Origin of the sequence: Chitinophaga sp. YR573, from assembly GCF_900110995.1 — a bacterium.
In the GTDB taxonomy this organism is placed as follows: domain Bacteria; phylum Bacteroidota; class Bacteroidia; order Chitinophagales; family Chitinophagaceae; genus Chitinophaga.
In genome coordinates this window covers 3,947,484-3,970,668 of the sequence record NZ_FOJF01000001.1, presented here as the reverse complement: position 1 = coordinate 3,970,668, position 23,185 = coordinate 3,947,484, and the positions used below count along the sequence as shown (strand labels likewise).

At 43.2% G+C, this 23,185-nt stretch carries 15 protein-coding genes; 6 read left to right on the top strand and 9 right to left on the bottom strand.

All coding sequences use genetic code 11. The features are described 5' to 3' along the window. Nucleotides 1-14 precede the first annotated feature (14 nt). Genes ruvX through BMW86_RS16715 form a run of 3 tightly spaced genes read right to left on the bottom strand, consistent with a single transcriptional unit; the run spans nucleotide 15 to nucleotide 1,832 of the window. Nucleotides 15-425: a Holliday junction resolvase RuvX gene (gene ruvX / locus BMW86_RS16725; protein WP_089782868.1), complete on the bottom strand. Its 411-nt coding sequence runs from the start codon at nucleotides 423-425 to the stop codon at nucleotides 15-17. Nucleotide 426: 1 nt separating this feature from the next. Continuing rightward, nucleotides 427-1,293, bottom strand: a complete 867-nt coding sequence (locus BMW86_RS16720) for a UbiA-like polyprenyltransferase (protein WP_089782867.1) — start codon at nucleotides 1,291-1,293, stop codon at nucleotides 427-429. Next, entirely contained in the window at nucleotides 1,290-1,832 is a 543-nt protein-coding gene (locus tag BMW86_RS16715; protein WP_177189285.1) for an RNA methyltransferase, read from the bottom strand. Before BMW86_RS16715 ends, BMW86_RS16720 begins: the two co-directional genes overlap by 4 nt. Nucleotides 1,833-1,896: 64 nt before the next feature. Between BMW86_RS16715 and mutS the strand changes: the two genes are divergently transcribed. Continuing rightward, entirely contained in the window at nucleotides 1,897-4,503 is a 2,607-nt protein-coding gene (gene mutS / locus BMW86_RS16710; RefSeq protein ID WP_089782865.1) for a DNA mismatch repair protein MutS, read from the top strand. Between the two features lie 26 nt (nucleotides 4,504-4,529). Here mutS and BMW86_RS16705 read toward each other — a convergent pair whose 3' ends face one another. The 6 genes from BMW86_RS16705 to BMW86_RS16680 form a co-directional block, all read right to left on the bottom strand. After that, nucleotides 4,530-5,816 carry a c-type cytochrome gene (locus BMW86_RS16705; protein WP_255372935.1) on the bottom strand — a complete coding sequence of 429 codons (1,287 nt, stop codon included), beginning with the start codon at nucleotides 5,814-5,816 and terminating at the stop codon, nucleotides 4,530-4,532. Continuing rightward, on the bottom strand, nucleotides 5,813-7,105 hold the full coding sequence (locus BMW86_RS16700) for a calcium-binding protein (protein WP_089782864.1): 1,293 nt from the start codon (nucleotides 7,103-7,105) through the stop codon (nucleotides 5,813-5,815). Before BMW86_RS16700 ends, BMW86_RS16705 begins: the two co-directional genes overlap by 4 nt. Before the next feature lie 10 nt (nucleotides 7,106-7,115). Beyond that, the gene (locus BMW86_RS16695; RefSeq protein ID WP_089782863.1) at nucleotides 7,116-7,691 is read right to left on the bottom strand and encodes a redoxin domain-containing protein; all 576 of its coding nucleotides are present in this window, start codon (nucleotides 7,689-7,691) and stop codon (nucleotides 7,116-7,118) included. 202 nt (nucleotides 7,692-7,893) lie between these two features. After that, nucleotides 7,894-9,480, bottom strand: a complete 1,587-nt coding sequence (locus tag BMW86_RS16690) for a SusD/RagB family nutrient-binding outer membrane lipoprotein (protein WP_089782862.1) — start codon at nucleotides 9,478-9,480, stop codon at nucleotides 7,894-7,896. 36 nt (nucleotides 9,481-9,516) lie between these two features. Continuing rightward, nucleotides 9,517-12,798, bottom strand: coding sequence for a SusC/RagA family TonB-linked outer membrane protein (locus BMW86_RS16685; protein WP_218149155.1), 3,282 nt, complete (start codon nucleotides 12,796-12,798; stop codon nucleotides 9,517-9,519). Nucleotides 12,799-13,787: 989 nt separating this feature from the next. Then, a complete protein-coding gene (locus tag BMW86_RS16680; RefSeq protein ID WP_089782860.1) occupies nucleotides 13,788-14,807 on the bottom strand; it encodes a LacI family DNA-binding transcriptional regulator in 1,020 nt (339 codons plus the stop codon). A gap of 284 nt (nucleotides 14,808-15,091) precedes the next feature. On the opposite strand from BMW86_RS16680, the gene BMW86_RS16675 reads away from it, so the two are divergent. The 5 genes from BMW86_RS16675 to BMW86_RS16655 all read left to right on the top strand — a co-directional run bounded on the left by BMW86_RS16675 (nucleotide 15,092) and on the right by BMW86_RS16655 (nucleotide 23,003). After that, nucleotides 15,092-15,967, top strand: a complete 876-nt coding sequence (locus tag BMW86_RS16675; RefSeq protein WP_089782859.1) for an AraC family transcriptional regulator — start codon at nucleotides 15,092-15,094, stop codon at nucleotides 15,965-15,967. A 269-nt stretch (nucleotides 15,968-16,236) separates the two neighbouring features. Beyond that, nucleotides 16,237-16,836 (top strand): RNA polymerase sigma factor, encoded by a 600-nt coding sequence (locus tag BMW86_RS16670; RefSeq protein ID WP_089782858.1) that lies wholly within the window; start codon nucleotides 16,237-16,239, stop codon nucleotides 16,834-16,836. Between the two features lie 76 nt (nucleotides 16,837-16,912). After that, nucleotides 16,913-17,914 carry a FecR family protein gene (locus tag BMW86_RS16665; RefSeq protein ID WP_089782857.1) on the top strand — a complete coding sequence of 334 codons (1,002 nt, stop codon included), beginning with the start codon at nucleotides 16,913-16,915 and terminating at the stop codon, nucleotides 17,912-17,914. 40 nt (nucleotides 17,915-17,954) lie between these two features. Beyond that, nucleotides 17,955-21,422: a SusC/RagA family TonB-linked outer membrane protein gene (locus BMW86_RS16660; RefSeq protein WP_089782856.1), complete on the top strand. Its 3,468-nt coding sequence runs from the start codon at nucleotides 17,955-17,957 to the stop codon at nucleotides 21,420-21,422. 12 nt (nucleotides 21,423-21,434) lie between these two features. Further along, nucleotides 21,435-23,003: a SusD/RagB family nutrient-binding outer membrane lipoprotein gene (locus tag BMW86_RS16655; RefSeq protein ID WP_089782855.1), complete on the top strand. Its 1,569-nt coding sequence runs from the start codon at nucleotides 21,435-21,437 to the stop codon at nucleotides 23,001-23,003. Nucleotides 23,004-23,185 lie beyond the last annotated feature (182 nt).

The window sequence follows — 23,185 nt, the reverse complement described above, 5'->3', positions numbered from 1 at the left end:
TTAAATACAGCAGTTTATCTGCTGCGCAGATATTCCTGCAGAATAATGGTTGCACTGATCTCATCTACCAGCGCCTTATTCCGGCGGTCCTGCTTTTTCAGTCCGCTGTCAATCATCGTCTGGAAAGCCATCTTGGAGGTAAACCGCTCATCTATCTTCTTAACAGGCAGCTCCGGGAAATTCTTGCCCAGGATACGGATACATTCCGTTACCAGGGCCGTGGCATCTGTACTGCTGCCATCCAGGTTCTTGGGCTCCCCTATCAGCATCAGCTCCACAGGCTCTGCTGCCATATATTTCTTCAGGTAAGGGATCAGCTCATGCGTCAGCACCGTAATTAACCCGCTGGCTATCAGCTGTAAAGGGTCTGTTACTGCCAGGCCTGTCCTCTTCTTACCATAATCAATTGCCATTATACGTGCCATACTATCCTATTAATAACATATCTGCGATGGCAAATACTGCGTATACCACGCTTGCAATACCGTTTGTAGTCATAAATGCAATGTTCACCTTACTGAGGTCATTGGGTTTTACCAGCAGATGCTGTGAAATCAGCATCAGGATAAATACCGCTCCTCCAATGATATATAACCAGTGGAACTGTCCCTGCAGACCAATAATGATCACCAGGATACCAGCTACCAGGTGCAGCCCTTCAGAGAAATGCAGGGCACCTGCCTTACCCAGCCAGGCCGGGATGGAATTAAGTGACAAAGAGCGGTCGAACTCCTCATCCTGCAAAGAGTAAATGATATCAAAACCAGATACCCAGCACAATACCAGTGTAGATAATAATACCGGCAACAGGGCAAAATGTCCTGTTACGGCAAGGTAGGCTCCTACCGGTGCCAGTGACAGCCCCAGCCCTAAGATCAAATGACAAAGCGCCGTAAAACGCTTGGTATAACTATATCCCAGCACTACGAGTAAAGCGACAGGCGACAGGTAAAAACAAAGTGGGTTGATGAACCAGGTTACTACCATAAACAGCACACAGTTCACTATCACAAACAGCAGCGCATTGTTTTCAGTAATCACGCCACGGGGAATTTCACGCTGTGCTGTACGCGGGTTCTTCCTGTCTATGTCCACATCCAGCCAGCGGTTAAATGCCATCGCTGCACTGCGTGCAAACACCATACATAATATTACCAGCAGGAATAATTCCCAGCTGAACGACTGCCCGGCTTTCACCGTAGCTATAAAGAAGCCGGTCAGAGCGAACGGCATAGCAAAAATCGTATGACTGAATTTTACAAGTGACAGGTACTTGTTAACGGTACTGATCATAGTGCTTTCTCTTTTTTCAACTTTACAAAGATATCCCAAACCACAATACCTGTGCTAACAGATATATTAAGGGAGTGTTTTACGCCTGATTGCGGAATCTCAATACAGCCCGACACCATCTTCATCACCTCTCCGTCTACGCCAGATACTTCATTACCAAATACTAATGCCAGAGGTTTCCCGGCTTCCGGTGTAAACGCATCCAGCATAATACTCTGCTCCGCCTGTTCTATTGCCATCACCGTATACCCCGCTTCCTGTAACGCCGTTACAGCTTCTGTGGTTGTTGGAAAATATTGCCACTCAACAGTTTCTGTAGCGCCTAATGCTGTTTTCTGAATATCCCGGTGAGGAGGAACAGGCGTATATCCACATAATACTATGCCCTGTAAAAGAAATCCGTCTGCTGTACGGAATACAGAACCAACGTTGTGCATGCTGCGCACATTATCCAGTACCAGCACCAATGGTGTTTTATCGGCTGCTTTGAACTGTTCTACCGTTTTACGGCCCAGTTCATCCATGCTCAGTTTTCGCATTTTGCAAAAATAAGATAATTAGTGGCCCCAACTGCACGTCCTTACATTTCTATATATTTGCGCCATGGCTAAAAGCAAATCGGAAGAAACCCCACTCATGCTACAGCATAAGGCTATTAAAACCCGGTATCCGGATGCCGTGTTGTTGTTTCGTGTGGGAGATTTTTATGAAACTTTTAATGAAGATGCAGTCATTGCCTCTAAAGTATTAGGCATTGTACTCACCAAAAGAGCAAATGGCGCTGCCACTTATGTAGACCTTGCCGGCTTCCCGCACCATTCGCTGGACACCTATCTCCATAAACTGGTGAAGGCAGGCCATCGTGTGGCTGTCTGCGATCAGCTGGAAGATCCTAAAACTGTAAAAGGCATCGTGAAACGCGGTGTTACCGAAATGGTAACTCCCGGTGTAGCAGTGAATGATAAAATACTGGAAAACGCCAGTAATAACTTCCTGGCGGCGGTCCATTTCGGTGCAGACAACATCGGACTTGCCTTCCTGGATATTTCTACAGGCGAGTTTTTTGTGGCTCAGGGAAATATTGAATATGCAGATAAACTCCTGCAGAGTTTCAAACCCGCTGAAGTATTGTATGCCAAACAACAGCAGAAACTCTTCCGCCAGCATTTTGGTACCCGCTTCTACGTGTATACGATGGAGGAGTGGATCTTCACTACTACCTATGCACAGGAAACTTTATTAAAACAATTCGAAACACATAGCCTCAAAGGCTTTGGTATAGATGGCCTGCAGGATGCCATCATTGCTGCCGGTGCTGCCCTGCACTACCTGCGCGATACAGAACATCCGCACCTGCAACATATCACCAATATCCAGCGTATAGAACAGGACGACTTCCTCTGGATGGACCGCTTCACTATCCGTAACCTGGAATTGCTCAACAGCGGTGTGGAAAACGGTCATACGTTGCTCAGTACACTGGACAGTACTGTAAGCCCTATGGGTGCCCGCCTGTTAAAACGCTGGCTGGTATTTCCACTGCGTAATATCAACGATATCAATGAAAGGCTGGACGTTGTAGAGTACTTCATCAAAGAAACAGACCTCTCCAGATCTTTACATCAGCACCTGAAACAAACCGGCGATCTTGAACGTGTAGTATCTAAAATCCCTTTAAGGAAAATAAATCCCAGGGAAGTGATGCAACTGGCCAAAGCCCTGCAACAGGTGGAAGGCGTAAAAAAATTACTGGAGAACTCTCCCAATAATTACCTGCGCGAACTTAGTGGAAAGATGGACCCCTGCCCTGTTATCCTCTCCCGCATCCTGGAACAGATAGTGGAAACACCTCCTGTTCTTGTAAGCAAAGGCGGTGTGATACAACCGGGCATCAATGAGGAACTGGACAAGCTCCGCAACATCTCCAGCAACGGTAAAAACTACCTGCTGGAAATACAGAAAAAAGAAGCAGAAATTACCGGTATTTCCAGCCTGAAAGTAGCTTACAACAATGTATTCGGCTACTACCTGGAAGTAACGAACGCCCACAAAGACAAAGTTCCTGAAACCTGGATCCGCAAGCAAACACTGACAGGTGCAGAACGTTACATCACTCCGGAGCTGAAGGAATATGAAGAGCAGATCATTGGTGCAGAAGAAAAGATTCTTGCCCTGGAAGTAAAAATCTTTGATGACCTGTTGCTTGCCTTACAGTCCTACATTCAGCCTATACAGCAGAATGCTCAGATGTTCGGCAATATAGACTGCCTGCTCTCTTTTGCTACCAATGCTATTCAGTTTAAATACCGTCGTCCGCTTATTACAGAGGGCTTCAATATTGATATACGCGAAGGCCGTCATCCGGTTATCGAACGTGGTTTACCACCGGGAGATACCTATGTGGCCAACGATATTATACTTGATAAAGATCAGCAGCAGATTATCATTCTTACAGGTCCGAATATGAGTGGTAAATCGGCCCTGTTGCGGCAAACGGCGCTCATTACGCTCATGGCGCATATGGGTAGTTTTGTTCCTGCGGCGGCGGCTGAAATAGGCTTGACTGATAAGATCTTCACCCGTGTAGGGGCTTCTGATAACCTTAGTGGTGGCGAATCTACCTTTATGGTGGAGATGAACGAAACGGCCAGTATCATCAACAATATTACTTCCCGCAGCCTTGTTATTCTTGATGAAATAGGCCGTGGCACCAGTACTTATGATGGTATCTCCATCGCCTGGAGCATCGTGGAGTTCCTGCACGACATGACAGAGCACAGGCCGAAAACCCTGTTTGCTACGCACTATCATGAGTTAAACGAGTTAGAGAATAAACATGGCCGTGTAAAGAACTTCCATATCACCAATAAAGAATCAGGGAATAAAATTATATTTCTGAGGAAACTGGCTCCTGGTGGCAGCCGGCATAGCTTTGGTATTCATGTGGCCCGTATGGCGGGTATGCCGCCACAATTGCTGCAAAGAGCCAATGAAGTGCTTGCACATTTAGAAGAAAAACATATTGATGCGCCGCTGGAAAAGCATGTTAAAAACATTACTGGTCCTGCTGCCAAAGTACAATTAAGCATCTTCGATGCGCACAGCGATACGTTTAAACAAATCCGGGAGATGCTGGATAATGTGGATATTAATAGACTTACGCCGGTAGAAGCGTTGCTAAAACTAAGTGAGATTAAAAATCTGATATAAATAAAAGAGCTCCTGATGGAGCTTTTTTATTTAGTACTTATCTCCTCATCTCCTTTTTCATAAGGCAAAGACACTATCACCAATGTCATCATTTCATCTTTTGTCTTCATCGCTCCATACACTATTGCTGGCGGGGAAGAAGGATTAGAAGGGTTATCTGCTGTATTATCATACGTACCTTCTATATTCACGACCGTTCCTGCCGGTATCTTCATCAGTTTTGGAAACCAGTAAATCTCCTGCCAGTTAAAGCTCCAGTCGGGAATAGATACCAGTTTAATCGTATCTCCGGCAGGCGTTACCCCATATGCTTTAAAGATCTTACCCAGGTAATGCATGTGTGGCCATACATATAGCAAAGACTGATCAGTAGGTGTAGCTATTTTTACTTTAAAGCTTTTCACCACATCAGGCGGTATATAAAAATAAGGATCGATCTGTTTCTCTCCTATCCCACCGGAACCTAAAGAAACCGCTTTAATAACCCTTTTAACGGGTGTTTTGGTAAAGAAGAACTGTACCCCGCTGATGATGTCTTCGTCCTTGCCTAAAGGCGCATAATGCACCGTTAATAAAACCACTCCACGCCTGGGCATTACCCATCCGATATTAGCAGGATAAGATTCATAAGAACTACCGGGAATCCATCCTCCAAAGTACACCATGTTCTGCCGGTACTTTACATATTGTTCGTAATAGTCGAGGTGAGATGCTGTATTATTCACATAGGCGGGCGTGTTATATAAATCCAGTTCCGGTACATTATCTACTTCATAATTGGCATGATGAATTACCTTCCTGTTATTGGAAGTAAATTCAATTGCTTCCACGTTCATAGAATCCGGTAGTTCAAAAGGGATTTTATACACGATGAACTTTTCTGTATTATCTCCCGGCAGGTGAAAACTCTCTTTCATAGAGAGTACCAGGTCCGGTTTACGGTTATAGCGTGTACCTGTTATATAAGGATTTTCATCTTTAGCAGTAGCAGTACCTTTAGGCATTTTATGATCTGCCCAGTCGGCGATCATCGCAATCTGTTCTTCGGATAATTTCCTTTCATTGGCAAAGGTTGAATAATGCGGATCTGCCTTCCAGGGTGGCATATAATGGCTCTGCGTTACCTTTTTAATAAACGCAGCTCTCTTTGCCACATCATCATATGTAACAAGCGGAAAGGGCGCAGACTCTCCTTCCCTGTGACAGGGGGTGCAGTTGTTATGTATCAGCGGTGCTATATGCTGATACCACGTAATCTTCTGTGCCTTTGCTGTATACGTGAACAGCAATAATATTGCAATAATGTATTTCACTTGATCATTATCTTTTCATCTCCTTTTTCATATGGCATATACACCATCACCAGTGTCAGCATTTCGTCTGTCGTTTTCATATCTCCGCTGGAATAAATAAGTCGTGGTGGAATGTTGGGATTGGAAAGATTATTGATCGTATTATCATATGTTCCTTCCACGGTAATCACCGTCCCTTTGGGAATTTTCTTCAGCGTGGGAAACCAGTAAGGTTCCTGCCATTTAAAATCCCAGTCCTTTATAGATACCAGCGGAATCGTATCTCCGGAAGGTGCTACCCCATATGCTTTGAATACTTTTCCGAGGTAATGCATATGTGGCCATACGTACAATATTGACTGATCTTCCGGCGCTGTTACTTTTAATTTAAAACTCTTTATTACATCCGCCGGTATAAAAAAATACGGATCAATATCCTTCTCTCCTACTCCGCCTGAACCAAATGATACGGCCATGATCTGCCTTTTTACTGGTGTCTTTGTAAAAAACAACTGTACCCCGCTGATATTCTCTTCTTCCCTGCCTATAGGCGCATAATGTAATGTCAGTAACATTACTCCCCGCTTAGGCATTTTCCAGCCTATATTGGCAGGATAGGATTCATAGGAAGTACCGGGTATCCAGCCCCCGTAGTAAATCATTTTTTTCCGGTAGGGTACATACTGTTCATAAGTCTGACGGGAGCCTTCCGTAAGATTGATATAATCAATTGTATTGTAGAGATCCAGGTCAGGTACATCATCTATTTCATAATTAGCATGATGGACAACTTTCTTATTGCTGGACGTAAACTCGATCGCTTCCACGTTCATAGAATCCGGCAGTTCAAAAGGGATTTTATATACGATAAAGCGTTCCATGTTATCCCCTTTAATAATAAAGGGTTCTTTCATGGTCAGCACCATATCCGGTTTACGGCTGTAATGTGTGCCTTTTACAAATGGAATATCTTCTTCTACAGCTTTGCCTTTAGGCATGTTATGATCTGCCCAGTCGGCGATCATTGCGATCTGTTCATCTGTCAGTTTCCTTTCATTGGAAAAGGCGGTGTAATGCGTATCTGGTTTCCAGGGTGGCATGTACCGGCTCTGCGTCACTTTTTTAATAAAGGACGCTCTTTTAGCTACTTCCTCATAGGTAATTAATGGAAACGGAGCAGCATCACCCTCACGGTGACAGGGAGAACAGTTACTGTGTATAATTGGAGCGATATGCTGGTACCAGGTGATACGCTGTGCATTCGTTGTTATAGAAATAAATAATAGTGCAACAGCAATAATGCCTCTCATTTTCTATCTATCAAAAATTGCTGATCAGGCACCCAACCGGTGTAGTGGCTGCCAGGGGTTCCCCTCCTGTCTCCACACTGCTGATGGCCTGCTCAAGATACTTTTTCGTAGCCACCTTCCTTGTTTTCCCCAGTCCTACCACCCAGTCGTCTATCAATCCCCTGTAATATTCTTTGCCATTGTATCCCATCAGGATTACTTCCGGTGTAACAGTAGCATTCAGTGAATTGGAAATGTGTTTGGCCGGGTCCATCAGTACCGGGAACGTAATACCGTAATCCCTGGTAAAGGCAGCCACCTCACTTCTCAGGAAGGTAACGCCACTAATGATGCCATAGAACTGAATTTCCGGGTGTTTTTGCTGCATGGCCTGCAGTACAGGTGCATAGTTTTTGCATAAAGGGCACTCTGTGGACAGGAATATATATGCAACTGATTTCCCTGCGGGCTTTACCATGAACGTTTTCCCGTTAAAGTCTTTCAGTTTCGTCACCGATGCCAACTTTGCACCGGCAATTAGCTGGGCGCTGAGCGACTGAGTTAGGAACAGCCCGCTAAACAGCGCTAATATCAATAGTTTCGCCATAACGATGCGTTTATCATAACAAGTATTCTGGTTGAAAGTGGCTCAATACAATGTACGGATTAACAATATAATTTTTCTTACATATTGAAAATTAAACCTTTTTGTAAGGAAATGAGGGAATTGGGGTTAATGGGGTATATATAAAAAGGGATGGCCCACCTAAAAGGCGGGCCATCCCGGAATATCATTCCTGTTTAGTGAATTACTTCACGTCCCAGAAAATCTTAGTATCTCTTGTATCTTTTGCAGATACTGAATTGTAGTTAGCTGTATTGTACAGTTTTTCTGTAGAAGGGTACAGTAAACGCACTGGAGGCGCAGATGCAGTAGAGTTACCGGCAGTTGCGAATGACAGTACAGGATAATCTGTTCTTCTTAATTCAGCCCATGCCTGACCTGCTTGCAGTACGCTGAAGTTTACCCATTTCTGCAGATAGATCTTGTTCAGCTTTTCTGTAGTAGTACCGCTATATGCAATAGCAGGCATTGCCAGATAAGTAGTGATCGCAGCAGCAGTTGGGGAAGTTTCTACAGGCCACTGTGTAGGTGTTCCATCTCTTAAAATTCTTGACTGGTTAATACCATACCAGAATCCTATAGATTGATTGATACCTGTTTCGTATGAAGTCTGTGCACTTCCAACACCCCATCTTTCGCCAGCTTCTGCTTTCAGGAAGCTCACTTCCGCTGCAGTAAACATTACACCTGGAACGTTATAGTTGTAATAAAAAGTAGCAGAGTCGTAAGTAGCATATCCACCAGCCTCATATTCAGTGTTAGTTACATTATAAGGAACACCTTTGTAACCGTTGATTTTATTAGCATCAAATATTACTGCTGTACGTGGATCACTATTTGCGACCATTACAGTGTTCAGCAGGTAATCAGGAGCATAACCGAAGTCAGTGAATACATCACGCAGATCACTTCTTACTGCGGTTGGGCTCATTTTAAAGGTAGCATTCTCGGTGTTATCGTCAATCATCGGATAAGTAGCCGCATCAGAAAGCATTGTTGTAATTGCAGTTTGTGCTTTAGATTCACTCACATTAGAGATCCTCATTAATAAACGAAGACGCAGTGAGTTAGCATAACGCTGCCAGTAAGAAATGTTACCCGCATACATAAGATCTGCTTTAGTAAGCTCAGAACTTACTGATGATACTACAGTAACAGTATCAAAGTATGTGTTCAGGTCTTTCAGTCCGGAGATCAATGTATCATATAAAGCAGCTGCATCATCAAATGGCGCTGGTTTAATGGTACGGTCTGCATTCAGGGAACTAGCCTGGGAGAAAGGAATATCACCCCAAAGATCAATCAATTGTGCGGTCTGATCATAAACCAGCACCTGAGCACATTTCAGGAATACCTGCTGCTGCTGTTGCTGTGAAGCAGAAAGAGCACCCAGGGAAGTCTGCATTTCCCTGTAAGAGTTCAGGATACCAGGACCACTGTAATTATAATCCTGACCAGCATCAACACTACCATTGTAAAAATCTGTCCAGCGACCTTCTGTGTAAGAAGTATTCGGAACATACATCTGGTTGCCTGGTACTAATGCTGTTAACTGTGTGAAAGCAGCAGTAGTTGGCATCACAAAAGTGTAATAATCCCAGTATGAAGGATGTATCCTTTTATTCATGAACATACCAGAGAACAGTTTACTCAAAGAACCTGTAGTAGTTAATTCCGGGTTCAAATAATCATCCTCCAGCTTTTTCTTACAGGAACTGAAAGTACCTACAAGTAACATGAGGAGGGCTGTATTTATCAAAAGTCTTTTCATTATTGTCTTTTTAAAAATCGTTTAGAAAATGATCAACTAGAAACGTGCGCGCAAACTAGCACCCAGGCTTCTTGTAGGTCCGGCAGTACCATTGTCAATACCCTGATCCAGCCATCTTGAACCTGTAGCTACTTCAGGATCTAAACCATAAGGCAATGATTTGTAAATATAGAACAGGTTACGTCCGATCACTGACAGTTGCAGTCCCTGGAAGTGCAGTTTCTCAACGATGCTCTTAGGCATGTTGTAAGTCAACGCTACTTCACGAACTTTGATATAACTGTTCTTCATTACTGCAGCAGAATAATCACCATCTCTCCAGTTGTAGTTGCTCAGGTAGTAGTTAGCAGCAGAAACAACTTTATCATTTGTAGTTCCGTCAGCTTTAACACCTGGCAGGATTAAACCGTCATTACGTGAACCACCAGCAGCTGCAACATAAACAGCATTAGCTTCGTCAGTTACGTTGTAAGCAATACCACCATGAGCAGCATCTCTGTACTGAAGGGTGCTTTTAAACATACCACCACCCAGCTGATAATAAGTAGGAATAGAGGTAAGTACGCCACCATAACGGTAGTCTAATGTTACATCAAGAGCAAATTGCTTGTAAGTGAAAGTATTGGAGAACCCACCTACAAACTTAGGCATAATGTTACCAACTAATTTATAGTCAGCAGTATTTACTGTATACAGACCATTTGAACCAACTACACGGTTACCCTTAGTGTCTGTAGTCATTGGATGTACATATATGTTACCCAGTGGATCACCTATTTCAGATCTTGCAATCGCATATCCACCACCTTCAAAGTTTTCAGTTAAGCTGGTCAGACCGTCGCTCAGTTCAAGCAGTTTGTTTCTGTTCAATGCGAAGTTGAAACGTGTAGACCAACGGAAGTCTTTACCACTGATTGGTGTTGCATTGATAGCTGCCTCATAACCGTAGTTAGAAAGAGTACCAGCGTTCATGATCGCAGATGTTGCACCTGTAGATGATGCTGTTGTAGCAAACAGGATCTGACGTTTAATTTTGTTATTATAGTAACTAAAATCAAGTCCTATCTTACCATCAAGGAATTTAGTTTCTAAACCAAATTCAGATTCTCTTTTCTGCTCAGACTTCAGACCATTATTACCGAATTGATTGTTATTAGGCTGCTGATACAAAATGTTAGTGCTGTTATAAGCAACACCAAACTGGTTGTAAGCTACGTTAGCCTGATAGATGGAAGGGTGATTACCCACCAGACCATAAGATGCTCTTAATTTACCATAGCTGATAAATGAAGGCAGTTTTACAACATCAGAGAATACAAAACCAGCATTGAAGGAAGGGTAAAAATAAGTGTTATTACCTTTAGCCAGTGTAGAAGTAGCCTCATAACGAGCAGTACCTTCTACATACAGGAAGCTCTTGTAGTTCAGGTTTAAGATACCGAATGTAGCAACATCTATCTGTTCAGCACGAACAGCCTGCGCACTAACTGTATTAGCAGAGTTGCTAACACTGAACCAGTTTTCATTTACAAGTCCTCCGTTTGTTGAAGTAGACTGGTAACTGTAATTCTGTTTACGACCAGTAAGACCACCAGTCAAAGACATACCAAGATCGTTAGTGATTTTAGGACTATATACCACCATCGCATCTCCATAGATTACATTGTTAACTCTTGTCTGTAACCAGTATCTTCCTGTATAACCTAAAGAAGAAGGTTTTTCATTATGCTCCTTATCTTCAGTACCCAGTGTGGTGAAGTCACCACCAGCTCTTGCTCTGAAACGCAGGTTATCAAGAATGCTAACATTTAAAGTAACACTGTTGATAAAACGGTTCTGAGTCTCATCATAGCTGTTACGCATGTTGTTCCACATATAATCAAGCAGGTTAGTAGCTCTCATATTGTAGAGGAATTTCTGATCCTGATCGTAGTTGGTGTTATTATACGTCACGTATTTATAACCGTTTGAAGTCTGATACCTTGTTTTATAGGTCTCCATATCATCCATACGGCTTGCAAAACCATTATAAGAACCAAACAGGTTACCCATCGCTTCCGGACGGTTGTGAGTAAAGTTATTATTGTAAGTAGACACAACATCCAAACTTATCTTCTTGCTCAGGTTCAATGTACCATTGAAGTTGAAGTTGTTCTTATACAGATTACTTCCTGGCATGATACTCTTATAGTCAATACGGCTGTAAGAGAAACGATAGTTACCTGCATCACTTGCATTAGACATTGCTACGTTCAACGTAGAATTGTAACCTTTCTCATAGAAATCCTTATAGTTATTCTTTACAGCTGAGTATTTTTTAGTGGTACCATCCCAGTACTTCACATCCTGGCCGTTAAACTTAGGACCAAACTGCGCATAAGCCCTGTAAAAAGGATGTTTAGAACCATCAGCGTCAGTTACCCAGCCATCATAAGAAGCAGGGATACTTAAGTTGGTCTGCGCATCATAACCAGGACCATATGTTTCCTGGTAATCAGGAGTACTTGCAACTCTTTCAGTATTGTAAATGTAGTTTACATCTACACCTATTCCGTGAGCGCCTTTAGTACCTTTCTTTGTAGTGATTATAACTACACCATTGCCTGCTTCAGAACCGTACAGTGCAGTAGCACTCGCACCTTTTAACACAGAAAGACTTTCAATGTCTTCCGGATTAATATCCAAAGCTCCATTACCATCAATTCTGTTATTGGTAGTATTCCAGGATGATTGTGTAAGCGAGTTAAAGTTCCTGATAGGAACACCATCTACCACATACAAAGGCTGAGTGCTTCCATTATAAGAGTTTACACCTCTGATCTGCACAGTAACAGCTGAAGAAGCACCACCCGGAGCAGCAACAATCTTCACACCAGCAGCTTTACCATATAAAGCAGATGCAAAGTTAGTGCTACCTGTTTGGGTAAGTTCTTTAGATGTTACAGTACTTACAGCGTAACCTAATGCACGGGTCTCTCTTTTAATACCCATTGCGGTCACCACTACTTCCTGTAATCCTTTAGGATCATCAGCAAGTGATACATTCAGGCTGGTATTACCGCCTACTGCAACTTCCTGTTTCAGATATCCGATGTATGAAAATACAAGGGTACCTGTAGAACTGGCGCTAAGTTTAAAGCTACCTGCACCATCGGTCATAGTACCGTTAGTGGTTCCTTTCTCAGAAACACTCACGCCTGGGAGGGCGGAGCCTTTCGAGTCTTTTACAACGCCCGTGATGGTTATTTTCTGCTGAGCCCAGGCAAACTGAATGCACAAAACAGAAAGAACCGCAAATAAGAAAAGCGATCTCTTCATTTTTATTTTTTTAATTTGAAACTGTGGTGTGTTTAATAAGGATAAATTTTATAAACAAGTGTGTATTATTTTAGACAGTTGACACAAGGCAATAGCTATGCACTATCACTGATAGCACTTAAAAAAGCAGCATACAATAAAATTCTAGTTATTACTTAACTGTGACGTCGACACATATAAGTATAGGAATACCGAAATCAAGCATTATTAATTTGAACTAATGGTCATTGTGTTCTGTTACGTTACGTTTACTTCTATTGTTGAAATGTTATTAATGTCCATTTGGTTGATGCTACATTCTCTTAATGTTCGCATAACGTTCGCTACGAAAAAATACCCTTTTCATTGTTCCCCTGCTTAATTATCAATCCTACCGTATTCCTGCTCTTATCATTAAGCGTTCAATACTTTAACGTTTTAGCATCCTCTTGTTAAAAAAAAGAAATCATTCACTATTTCTCTACAGCCTTGTCCCTTAGCTTCATTGTGGCTTCAAACTTATATAAAGTTTTTCTACTTCACAAATATTTTTTACAAAATTTTAACACAATTCAAAGCTGCTAAATAGAATTAATAATACAATAACACCTTCGTTGTAAATATTGATAATGAATGCCTTATGCACTTTTAAATAGCTATAAAATTTAGCATATCAGCAATATGCTACTATAATTTAGCAATAAAGCATCAGCTCATTTCACTACTCTTTTTATATATTAAATTTTATTTGCTATATGGATGAGTTCGGATTAAACACAGTATCCCTATAGATAATACTTCACTTCGTATTCCTTCAAAAAATTTTCCTGTAGATAAAATCAGAGATGATTCACATTATTCAGGCATAGCAGCTACGGGTTATCATCAGTTTTCATAAAAGCAGAATAATTTCTGTTCTTCTCAAACTTATAAAAAAATTCCTTACTTCGCAAATATATATTATGCATCGCAACGCGAATTAACACTATGTTCATAACGGGGTAAAAAACTTACTTTATTCTCATCATCGTAGATTCCCTCTTACGCAGTTCCAATGGTAACACTACCTGTGCTCTTGTCACTGAATTGTTATCAAGTTCTTCTATCAATAATTGAATTAACCTGCGGCCGATTTCTTCTACAGGCTGTGCTACACAAGTGATAGAAGGGCTGTGTAATCTAAAGATATCATGATCATCAAAACTTACCATACCCAGGTCTTTCCCTATCTGTAACTTCAACGCACGTATGCTCTCAATGCCACAGATGCCCAGATAGTTGGTTGCAAAAAAGATCGCATCCAGGTCTGTATTATGCTGCAGGTACTTCGTAATCTCCTGTATAAATCCAGGTCTGTCCAGATCAAAAGCCAAACGTTTGATCATATTCTTACCTGCGGGAAGATTATGCTCCTGTAATGCCTGTACGAAACCATCCAAACGCAATTGCATCTGAATCTGTGAAGAGGAAGTGGTGATAATCGCTATCTTCTTATATCCCTGGTCCACCATATGACTCACCGCCGTATACGCCCCCTGGAAATTATCCACTACCACATAGTTGAAGTCCTGCACATTCGGAAAATAACGGTCCATCAGTACCACCGGCTTTTGCAAAGAAGCAATTTCCTTATCCAGGTTCAGCGTAGGCGTGATAATATACCCGTCCACCTGCCGGTAACGCAATACCTCCAGCAAGCCTTTGGCTTTTTCTTCATTATCCTCCGTACTGCCAAATAATACCTTATAACCATATTTATCGGCCTCATCCTCTACCACCTTAGCCACATTGGCAAAAAAACTATTAGCGATATCTTCTACAATTAGCCCGATTGTTTTGGTCTTCCCTGTACGTAAACCGCGTGCAAGCTGATTGGGCTTGTATTTCAGCTTTGCAGCTATCTTCATTATACGCTTGCTTACCTGCTCACTGATCCTTTTTTCCTTCCCTTTACCATTTAATACAAAAGAAACTGTTGTAGGTGAAACGCCCGCCTGTTGGGCTATATCTTTAATGGATATTCCTTTCACGAAATTTAGATTTGGTTTGATTTATTAGAAAATTATAATCTTAACAGCAAAGCGCCAAATAAATTAATACTGCCATTTTCATATTTATAAATGAGATTTATTGAAAAATGATGTTTTTTTAACCGATTTTTGATAATTTGGCACATTCACCGGAAAAGTTCCGTTAGGGGGGAGAATCAATATTTGACGGCAATTAATCAGCTGCCAGGGTCATGCGTGAATGGCTGTATACTGCCGTCGAGAGCCACCAGACGGGGCAATAGGATGCTTAAACTTATAAATACATGAAACCCATTCTTATTAAAGTGGGGGCATTTGCCGACAATCAGATCACTATCATTGAACGATGTGATCCTTATTTTAATACACCTTTCCACTTCCATCCGGAATGTGAACTGGTTTTTGTGACCGAAAGCAATGGTAAACGAATTGTTGGCGACAGCATCGAGAGCTTTGATGTAGGTGATATGGTGTTTCTCGGCCCACATATCCCACATGTGTGGTATAACGATGAAAGCTATTATCAGAACAATGAAGCGCTAAAGGCACGCTCTGTAGTTATCTACTTCCCGAAAGACATCTTCGGGGATAAATTCTATGGCCTGCCCGAAACAAAAGCACTCACAGACCTTTTCCACAGAGCTCAACGCGGCATGAAGATCGAAGGCCCCACCTACGATCTGCTGAAAGATGAAATCCTTACCCTTCCCAAAAAAGAAGGACTGGAACGTATCATCTCCCTGCTGGGCATCCTGAAAGTTCTCACGGAAACCAAAGACGTGCATTACCTGGCCAGTACAGGTTATTCCCACGCCTTTAACGCGAAAGACAACCACAAGATAGATGAGGTGTTCAAATACGTGATGAGCAATTTCTCCAAAGAGATCTCTCTCCATGACGTAGCCAGCATCACCAACCTCTCTCCACAGTCCTTCTGCCGCTTCTTTAAAAACCGTACAAAGAAGTCCTTTGTACAGTTCCTCAACGAAGTACGCATCGGCCACGCCTGCAAACGCCTGACCGAAGAAGACTGGTCCATCGCAGAAATAGCCTATTCCTGCGGATTCAAGAACCTCTCCAACTTCAACCGCTTCTTCAAAGAGATAGTCGGTAAAACTCCCAAAGAGTATAAAAATGAACTCAGACTTAAAGAAGCGTAAGAGTAATTTTTTTGGTGGAGCTTCGCTCCACCAAAAAAATTAGCCGTTTTTTGCAGGGCTTCGCCCTGCACCCCAAAATTAAACCAAAGCTCTGATCTTCATCATATAACACCCTACTTGAGAAGTAAGCCCCGTAAATTGTTTGGTAATTGATTAAAATGCATTAATTTTCGTTAACATAACATTAACCAAAGGCCAACTGATAATGCACTATCCGCTGGTAATAAACCCTTTTGTCAACCAAAATTCTTTAGAATCCCCTGTATTCCATGTATAGTAATTATACCGATCAAGAATTACTATTGCTGCTGCAACAGGACAATGTGAAGGCATTCAATGTCATTTATGCCCGCTACAGCCAGCCTTTATACCTGTACATTCTCAGTAAAATGGATGCAGGTGAAGCCAGTAAAGATGTACTCCAGGACCTCTTCACCTCTCTATGGGAAAGAAGACAATCCCTCAGCGTACACGAATCCCTCAAATCCTACCTGTACCAGTCTGCCAGACACAAAATCATCGATATATACCGTAAAAACAGCACCTACCGTAAATATCTGCAACAACTCATAGAACATTTCGACGTACAACCAGGTGGCATCGCGGAACTGGTAGATACCAAAGCCAGGACCAAAGACGTGTTTGATACCATCAACCACCTGCCCGAACGTATGAAGGAAATCTTTATACTCAGCCGGGTAGAACATCAAACGGTAGAGCAGATAGCCGTACGCCTGGGCCTTTCACAGCAAACCGTAAAGAACCAGATTACCAAAGCTTTAAAGATATTACGCACCAACCACGCTAAACCAGATATTGTACTGCTACTGCTCACCGCAGCCAGTATGTACACTTTTTTTTCCAACTGATAGTACTACGAACAAAGAGGGACGACATCTAACTGGGACAATATCAACATTAGGACAACATCTAAACTGAAAATCGGTGGAGCTAGAACAGATCAAGAACATATTAGAGCGTTACAACCAAGGAAAATGCACTTCAGAAGAATCCCGTTTAATAGAACAGTGGTTTGAAGACATTCACCCCGAACACGCTACACAAATCAATGAAAGCGAATTACAGACAGAACTGGACGACATCGGACAGCAACTGACCAAACGTATACAACGCTCTCAGACACGCACCCTGCGCCCATGGTATTACATGGCGGCCGCAGTTGCCATGCTGATCGCTGCCGGCGCCTGGTTCCTCCAGCTCCGCAACAAACCTGCTATCCATAAGGGCATCCAGGAACAACCTCTTGCCCTGAAAAATAATAACGTCATCTCCAATGGCTATATGATCGTTACCATCGCCAAAGGAGATACCGGACATATTACCCTCGAAGATGGCAGTACCATCGTTCTCAACGCTGCCAGCCGTCTTCGTTATCCCGTTCATTTTGCAAACGGTCATCGTGATATCTACCTGGAAGAAGGAGAAGCCTTTTTTAACGTGGCCCCCGAAACAGGCAGCACCTTCACCGTACATGCCGGCAATACCAGCACCACCGCCCTCGGTACTTCTTTTAACATCCGCGCCTATAGCAGCGAACAAAAGATTACTGTAGCCTTGCTGACAGGTAAAGTGAAAGTAGTCACCGCCCGGCAGGAACAAACACCCGTAATATTGTTTTGCAGCGAACAGGCACGCTACGACTGCCGCTCACTGGAACTCGTAAAAACCACTTTCCGGCAGGATGAAGTGATTGGCTGGCAACAGGGCAGCCTGTTGTTCAAAGACGCTTCCTTTGAAGAAGTACGTGCCGGAATAGAGAATATGTACGGTGTGACCATCATCAACCAGAGTGATAAAAAATATTGGACTTATACAGGTAATTTCAAAAAAGAGACCTTGAAAAATGTGATGGAAACAATTTGCCTGACCGAATCGCTGTCTTATACGAAGAAGAACGATACCATACTTCTGAAGAATAAGAAGTAAATACTATTGCTGCTTTGAAACCTAAACATACCGGGGCTATATGAAAGGAAAATCATACTTCGGTAAAGTATGTATTGCTGCGAGCTTCCTGATAATGTCATCATTAACAGGTGAGACGCGACTTTTTGCCCAAACCATAGAGCCATCCAATACCAATATCACCATCTACGTCAGGAACAAAGCCCTCGCCGCCGTGATGGCAGAAATAGCCTTCAAAACCAATCTCAACTTCCACTACGATAAAGCTACTATAGACGTCAGAAAGAAGGTAACACTGCATTGCGATAAAATACCTGTAAGCGCTGTTCTCAATCTTCTCTCCGCTCAAACAGGATTTATTTTTATCCTGCGGGATGATAAAGTGATCATCAGCTTACCTTCCTCTGCTACCAAAGAAGAAGATTCACTGCTGCGAACCGGCCCGGCAATCCGCAGGGATATCACCGGCATGGTAATGGATGCCGGGGGCAGACCCATTCCCGGTGTCACTATCCTTATCAAAAATACCACCAAAGGGGTACAAAGCAATGATGACGGCTACTTCACCATCAGAACTGCTGAAGGAGAAGTGCTCGTATTCCGCTCTGTAGGTTTCCTGAATAAAGAAGTCGTTACCGGCGGCGACAATATCATCGATGTGATACTCGAGGAAAATATCAAAGGCTTAAGTGAACTGGTAGTGACTGCACTCGGATTTACCAAAAGCACCAGGGAACTCTCCTACTCTGCCGGACAACTCGTTAGTGAAGATTTCTCTACCGTCAAAGATGCGAATGTCATTAACAGCCTGTCTGGTAAAGTGGCGGGTGTAATGATCAATCGCAGCGCGTCTGGTATAGGCGGCTCTGCACGGGTAATATTGAGAGGTAACAAATCTACCCGTGAGAACCAACCCCTCTACGTGATAGACGGCGTTCCCCTGGCCAACTTCACGCCCTCACAGCCTACTGACATCTGGGGACAATCATCCGGTATAGTAGGCAGCGGCGGCAGGGATGGCGGGGATGGTATCTCCAACATCAACCCCGATGATATCGCCAGCATCAGCATCCTCAAAGGGGCTTCTGCGGCAGCATTGTATGGTAGTCAGGCCGCCAACGGGGTTATCATGATCACCACCAAAAAAGGCAGCATAGGTAAAGGACATATAAGCTTCTCTTCGGACCTTACCGTAGAAAAGCCCCTTCTTCTGCCCAAACTGCAATACCGTTACGGACAAACCATTCAACCTTATAAAGACGATAAAGATGCCTTACAACCCGGGTCTGCAGACAGCTGGGGGGCAAAACTATCATCGCCGGACCATGTGAAACCATTCTTCAACACCGGCGCTACCTTCACCAACGCACTCTCATTCAGCGGCGGTGCAGATAAAACACAGTTCTACCTCTCCTACTCCAACATGAACAACAAGGGCATCTTACCTGTGAATAAACTCGACAGACACACGTTTAATGCCCGTGTTACCGGTAACCTGCTGGATAATAAACTATCAGTTGATGCCAATATTTCCTTCCTGGCACAGAATGGGCTCAACCGACCTTCTTCAGGATTGTACTATAATGCCCTCACCGGACTGTATACTTTACCCCGGGGACTCAATTTCGACAACTACAAACACTTCGAATACTTCGATACGGAACGCAACATGCCCCTGCAAAACTGGTGGAACATCCACCATGATCTGGGATGGACCGGCCAGGATGATCAACAGAACCCCTACTGGGTATTACAACGTGATCAGCGTGTGGAAAGCCGCTATCGTGCAATGGCCTCTCTTGCCATGAAATACCAGCTACGCGAATGGCTATCCCTGCAACTACGTGGTAACTTTGATAAAAGCTACGATCTATATGAACTAAAGGCATATGCAGGTACTCAACAGGTACTCTCCCCGCCAAACGGAAGATATACCCTGGAAAAAGAAACAAATACACAGCTATATGGTGATATGATGCTCACCGCATGCAGGAAATTAAACGAACAACTACATTTACAGGCCATGCTGGGCGCCAGCATCACCGATGTAAGAGCACACGACAGATCTCTTCTCAGTACGAATCCTACTGCTGCAACAGGACTGATATACAGTAATAAGTTCACCGTAGAAAACATTTCAGGCAATGCACTGGATGCACAGCAGAGCGTTGAACGTAAACAACTGCAGGCCCTCTTTGCCAGTGCGCAGTTAAGCCTGCATAATAAAATATTCTTAGACCTTACCGGCAGGAACGACTGGTCCAGTACTTTTGCTTTCACTCCCATTAAAAGCAAAGGATACTTTTATTACTCTACAGGGCTCAGCGCTATCATCAGTGATTTAATTCCAATGCCATCAGCCATCAATTTTGCCAAGGTGCGTATTTCATATGCCCGTGCAGGTAATGATATCGCGGCCTATGTATCCAGGCCGGCCCGTTTTATCCTGCAAACAACCGGTGGTGTTACGCGCGTCAATTTCAATACCAAAGCACCTTATCCCGGTATCTACCTGAAACCGGAAGACAACCGCTCAATTGAAGCAGGTGCAGAACTGCGCCTATTAAAAGACAGGATCAGCATAGACTTTACCTGGTACAAAAACAACAACTACCAGCAATACATGGAAGTACGTGCTCCTTCCGGCTCCGGCTTTCTTTACTACTATCTGAACCTGGGCAATATCCAGAACAGGGGAATAGAACTCTCCCTTTCCGGAACACCTGTACAGAGCAATCGTCTGAGATGGACTACTGCCATCAACACTACTATCAACCGTAATAAAGTAGTGACACTCAGCAGTAGCAGTATCCCTGGTGCAGGCCCCGACAACTACTACATCCTTACAGACTTCCTCACCAATATGTATGGCTCTTTTATCAAAGAAGGTGGTGCATGGGGAGATATCTACACCAACAAAGAATTGTATAAAAATGAGAAAGGACAATACGTGCTGGATAACCAGGGCAACCTCATTACCCGCAACGTATTTAAAAAAGTAGGTAATCCCAATCCCAAGCTGATGCTGGGCTGGAATAATACCATCAGTTATAAACAATTCTCCTTCAGTTGCGTGGTAGATGCCCGTTTTGGAGGAGAAGTAATGAGCGTTACCAACTCTGTGCTGGACAACTACGGCGTAAGTGAAGAAAGCGCAAAGGCAAGAGATAACGGTGGCGTAAATATCAATGCAGTGTATGAAGATGGCACTGCCTTCACAGGAAAATATGATGCGAGGAAATATTATACCGCTATCGGCGGACGTGCCGGTATCGGGGAAATGTATATGTATGATGCAACCAATATCCGTTTACGTGAATTATCCCTTACCTGCCAGTTACCGGTAAAATCAAGGTTTATCAGTAAAATGCAGATAGGGCTGATTGCAAAAAATCTATGCTTCTTTAAACTGAATGCTCCCTTCGATCCCGAAATTTCTATGAGCAGCGGGAATGGATTACAGGGGATAGATGTTTTCGGTGTATCAGCTACCAGGAGTATGGGAGCAAATGTTAAAGTAGTATTTTAAAGAACACTTGTTATGCGTAACATAATCATTACATGCATTGGTATTACTATGCTGGTTGGCTGTACGCGCAACTTCGAACATATCAATACCAATCCGTACGATCTTTATGATGATGAGTTACAACCGGACTTCAAATTACTGGGAGATCCGCTGGTACAGTCTATGCTGAACATACTCTCCGTGAATGATGTATCTGTTGCACAGTTGCAACAGAACCTCATGGGCGATGTATACTCCGGTTATATGATGACACCCAATCCTTTTCAGGATAACCGGAATAATATGACCTACGATCTGCTCGATAACTGGAATGATGATGCATGGATCACCGCCTACGGTAATGTAATGCCCAACTGCAAATTTGTAATGGACCGTTCCAGGGGTAAGTACCCCGATTTCTATGCATGGGCACAGTTGCTGAGGGTATTGGCCATGCATCGCATCAGCGATATTTACGGTCCGGTCATCTACACGCATTACGCAGTGATTAATCCGGACCGCAGCATTGATTACGACTCACAACAACAAGCATACTACGCCTTTTTCAGTGATCTTGACTCAGCGATCACCACCCTTACCTACTACGCAAAAAACACTACGAAAAGGCACTTTACCGGCTTCGATCTTTCCTATGACGGAGATTATATCCAATGGGTGAAATTAGCCAATACACTACGCCTGCGACTGGCCATACGCATCTCTAAAATTGATCCTGACAAAGCAAGAACAGAAGGAGAAGCTGCGCTTAACCAGCCATATGGTATACTCACTACTAAAGACGATAATTTCAATATTGATATCAGTCCGGTTACACACCCGCTAAACGTCATCTGTAATTCATGGAATGATATCCGTATGGGCGCTCCCATGGAATCCCTTTTGTGCGGTTATCATGATCCCCGCCTGCCTTATTACTTCTTACCGACGGACGTAAAAGATTCTCTTTACAGGGGCATCCGTAACGGTATCACTATTACCGGAAAAGATACCTACACCGGCTTTTCCAAACTGGCATTATTACCTTCCTATATCCAGCTGCTGACGGCTTCAGAAGCCTGGTTCCTGAAGGCAGAAGCTGCCCTTTACGGCTGGGAGGGCGCCGGTGATGCACAAGCCGATTATGAAACCGGAGTCTATACTTCCTTCCAGCAATACCATGTTACCAGTGGCTTTAATAATTATATCCATAACAGCACCTATACGGCCAAAGCCTATGCTGACCCTCAAAATGCAGCCAACAACATCTACAAAGGTGATCCACACCTGAGTACCATCACTATTCAATGGGACCCGTTTGCCAGCACAGAAAAAAAACTGGAACGTATCATCACCCAAAAATGGATTGCCGTATTTCCTGACGGACAGGAAGCATGGTCTGAATTCCGTCGTACCGGTTATCCAAAATTATTTCCTGTAGTCATTAACAACAGCGGTGGAAAGATTGCGACAGAAAATTTTATCCGCCGTATCCCCTTTATTCAATTCGAATATGCCACCAATATTGCCGGTGTAAACAGGGCATTACTCTCATTAAACGGACCCGATAACGGGGGTACCAGATTATGGTGGGATAAACCATGATTTTTTTTCTCTGAGCGTGGTACTATTTTAATTTCAGCACGACATCTCATTATGCGCATAGTAAAAAACACTTGTTAAGACACGCGGGACAAGACAGCGTAAACACGAGGTAATAATATCAATCAAAAGGAAACACGCTTCTCTGGAATGAATGGATGTATAACTATATCCAGCTGCTATTA

Bases quoted from the DNA above. Each gene is read 5' to 3' on its own strand.
- ruvX (WP_089782868.1), bottom strand. From the start codon at position 425: ATGGCACGTATAATGGCAATTGATTATGGTAAGAAGAGGACAGGCCTG.
- BMW86_RS16720 (WP_089782867.1), bottom strand. From the start codon at position 1,293: ATGATCAGTACCGTTAACAAGTACCTGTCACTTGTAAAATTCAGTCAT.
- BMW86_RS16715 (WP_177189285.1), bottom strand. From the start codon at position 1,832: ATGCGAAAACTGAGCATGGATGAACTGGGCCGTAAAACGGTAGAACAG.
- mutS (WP_089782865.1), top strand. From the start codon at position 1,897: ATGGCTAAAAGCAAATCGGAAGAAACCCCACTCATGCTACAGCATAAG.
- BMW86_RS16700 (WP_089782864.1), bottom strand. From the start codon at position 7,105: ATGAGAGGCATTATTGCTGTTGCACTATTATTTATTTCTATAACAACG.
- BMW86_RS16695 (WP_089782863.1), bottom strand. From the start codon at position 7,691: ATGGCGAAACTATTGATATTAGCGCTGTTTAGCGGGCTGTTCCTAACT.
- BMW86_RS16690 (WP_089782862.1), bottom strand. From the start codon at position 9,480: ATGAAAAGACTTTTGATAAATACAGCCCTCCTCATGTTACTTGTAGGT.
- BMW86_RS16685 (WP_218149155.1), bottom strand. From the start codon at position 12,798: ATGAAGAGATCGCTTTTCTTATTTGCGGTTCTTTCTGTTTTGTGCATT.
- BMW86_RS16675 (WP_089782859.1), top strand. From the start codon at position 15,092: ATGAAACCCATTCTTATTAAAGTGGGGGCATTTGCCGACAATCAGATC.
- BMW86_RS16670 (WP_089782858.1), top strand. From the start codon at position 16,237: ATGTATAGTAATTATACCGATCAAGAATTACTATTGCTGCTGCAACAG.
- BMW86_RS16660 (WP_089782856.1), top strand. From the start codon at position 17,955: ATGAAAGGAAAATCATACTTCGGTAAAGTATGTATTGCTGCGAGCTTC.
- BMW86_RS16655 (WP_089782855.1), top strand. From the start codon at position 21,435: ATGCGTAACATAATCATTACATGCATTGGTATTACTATGCTGGTTGGC.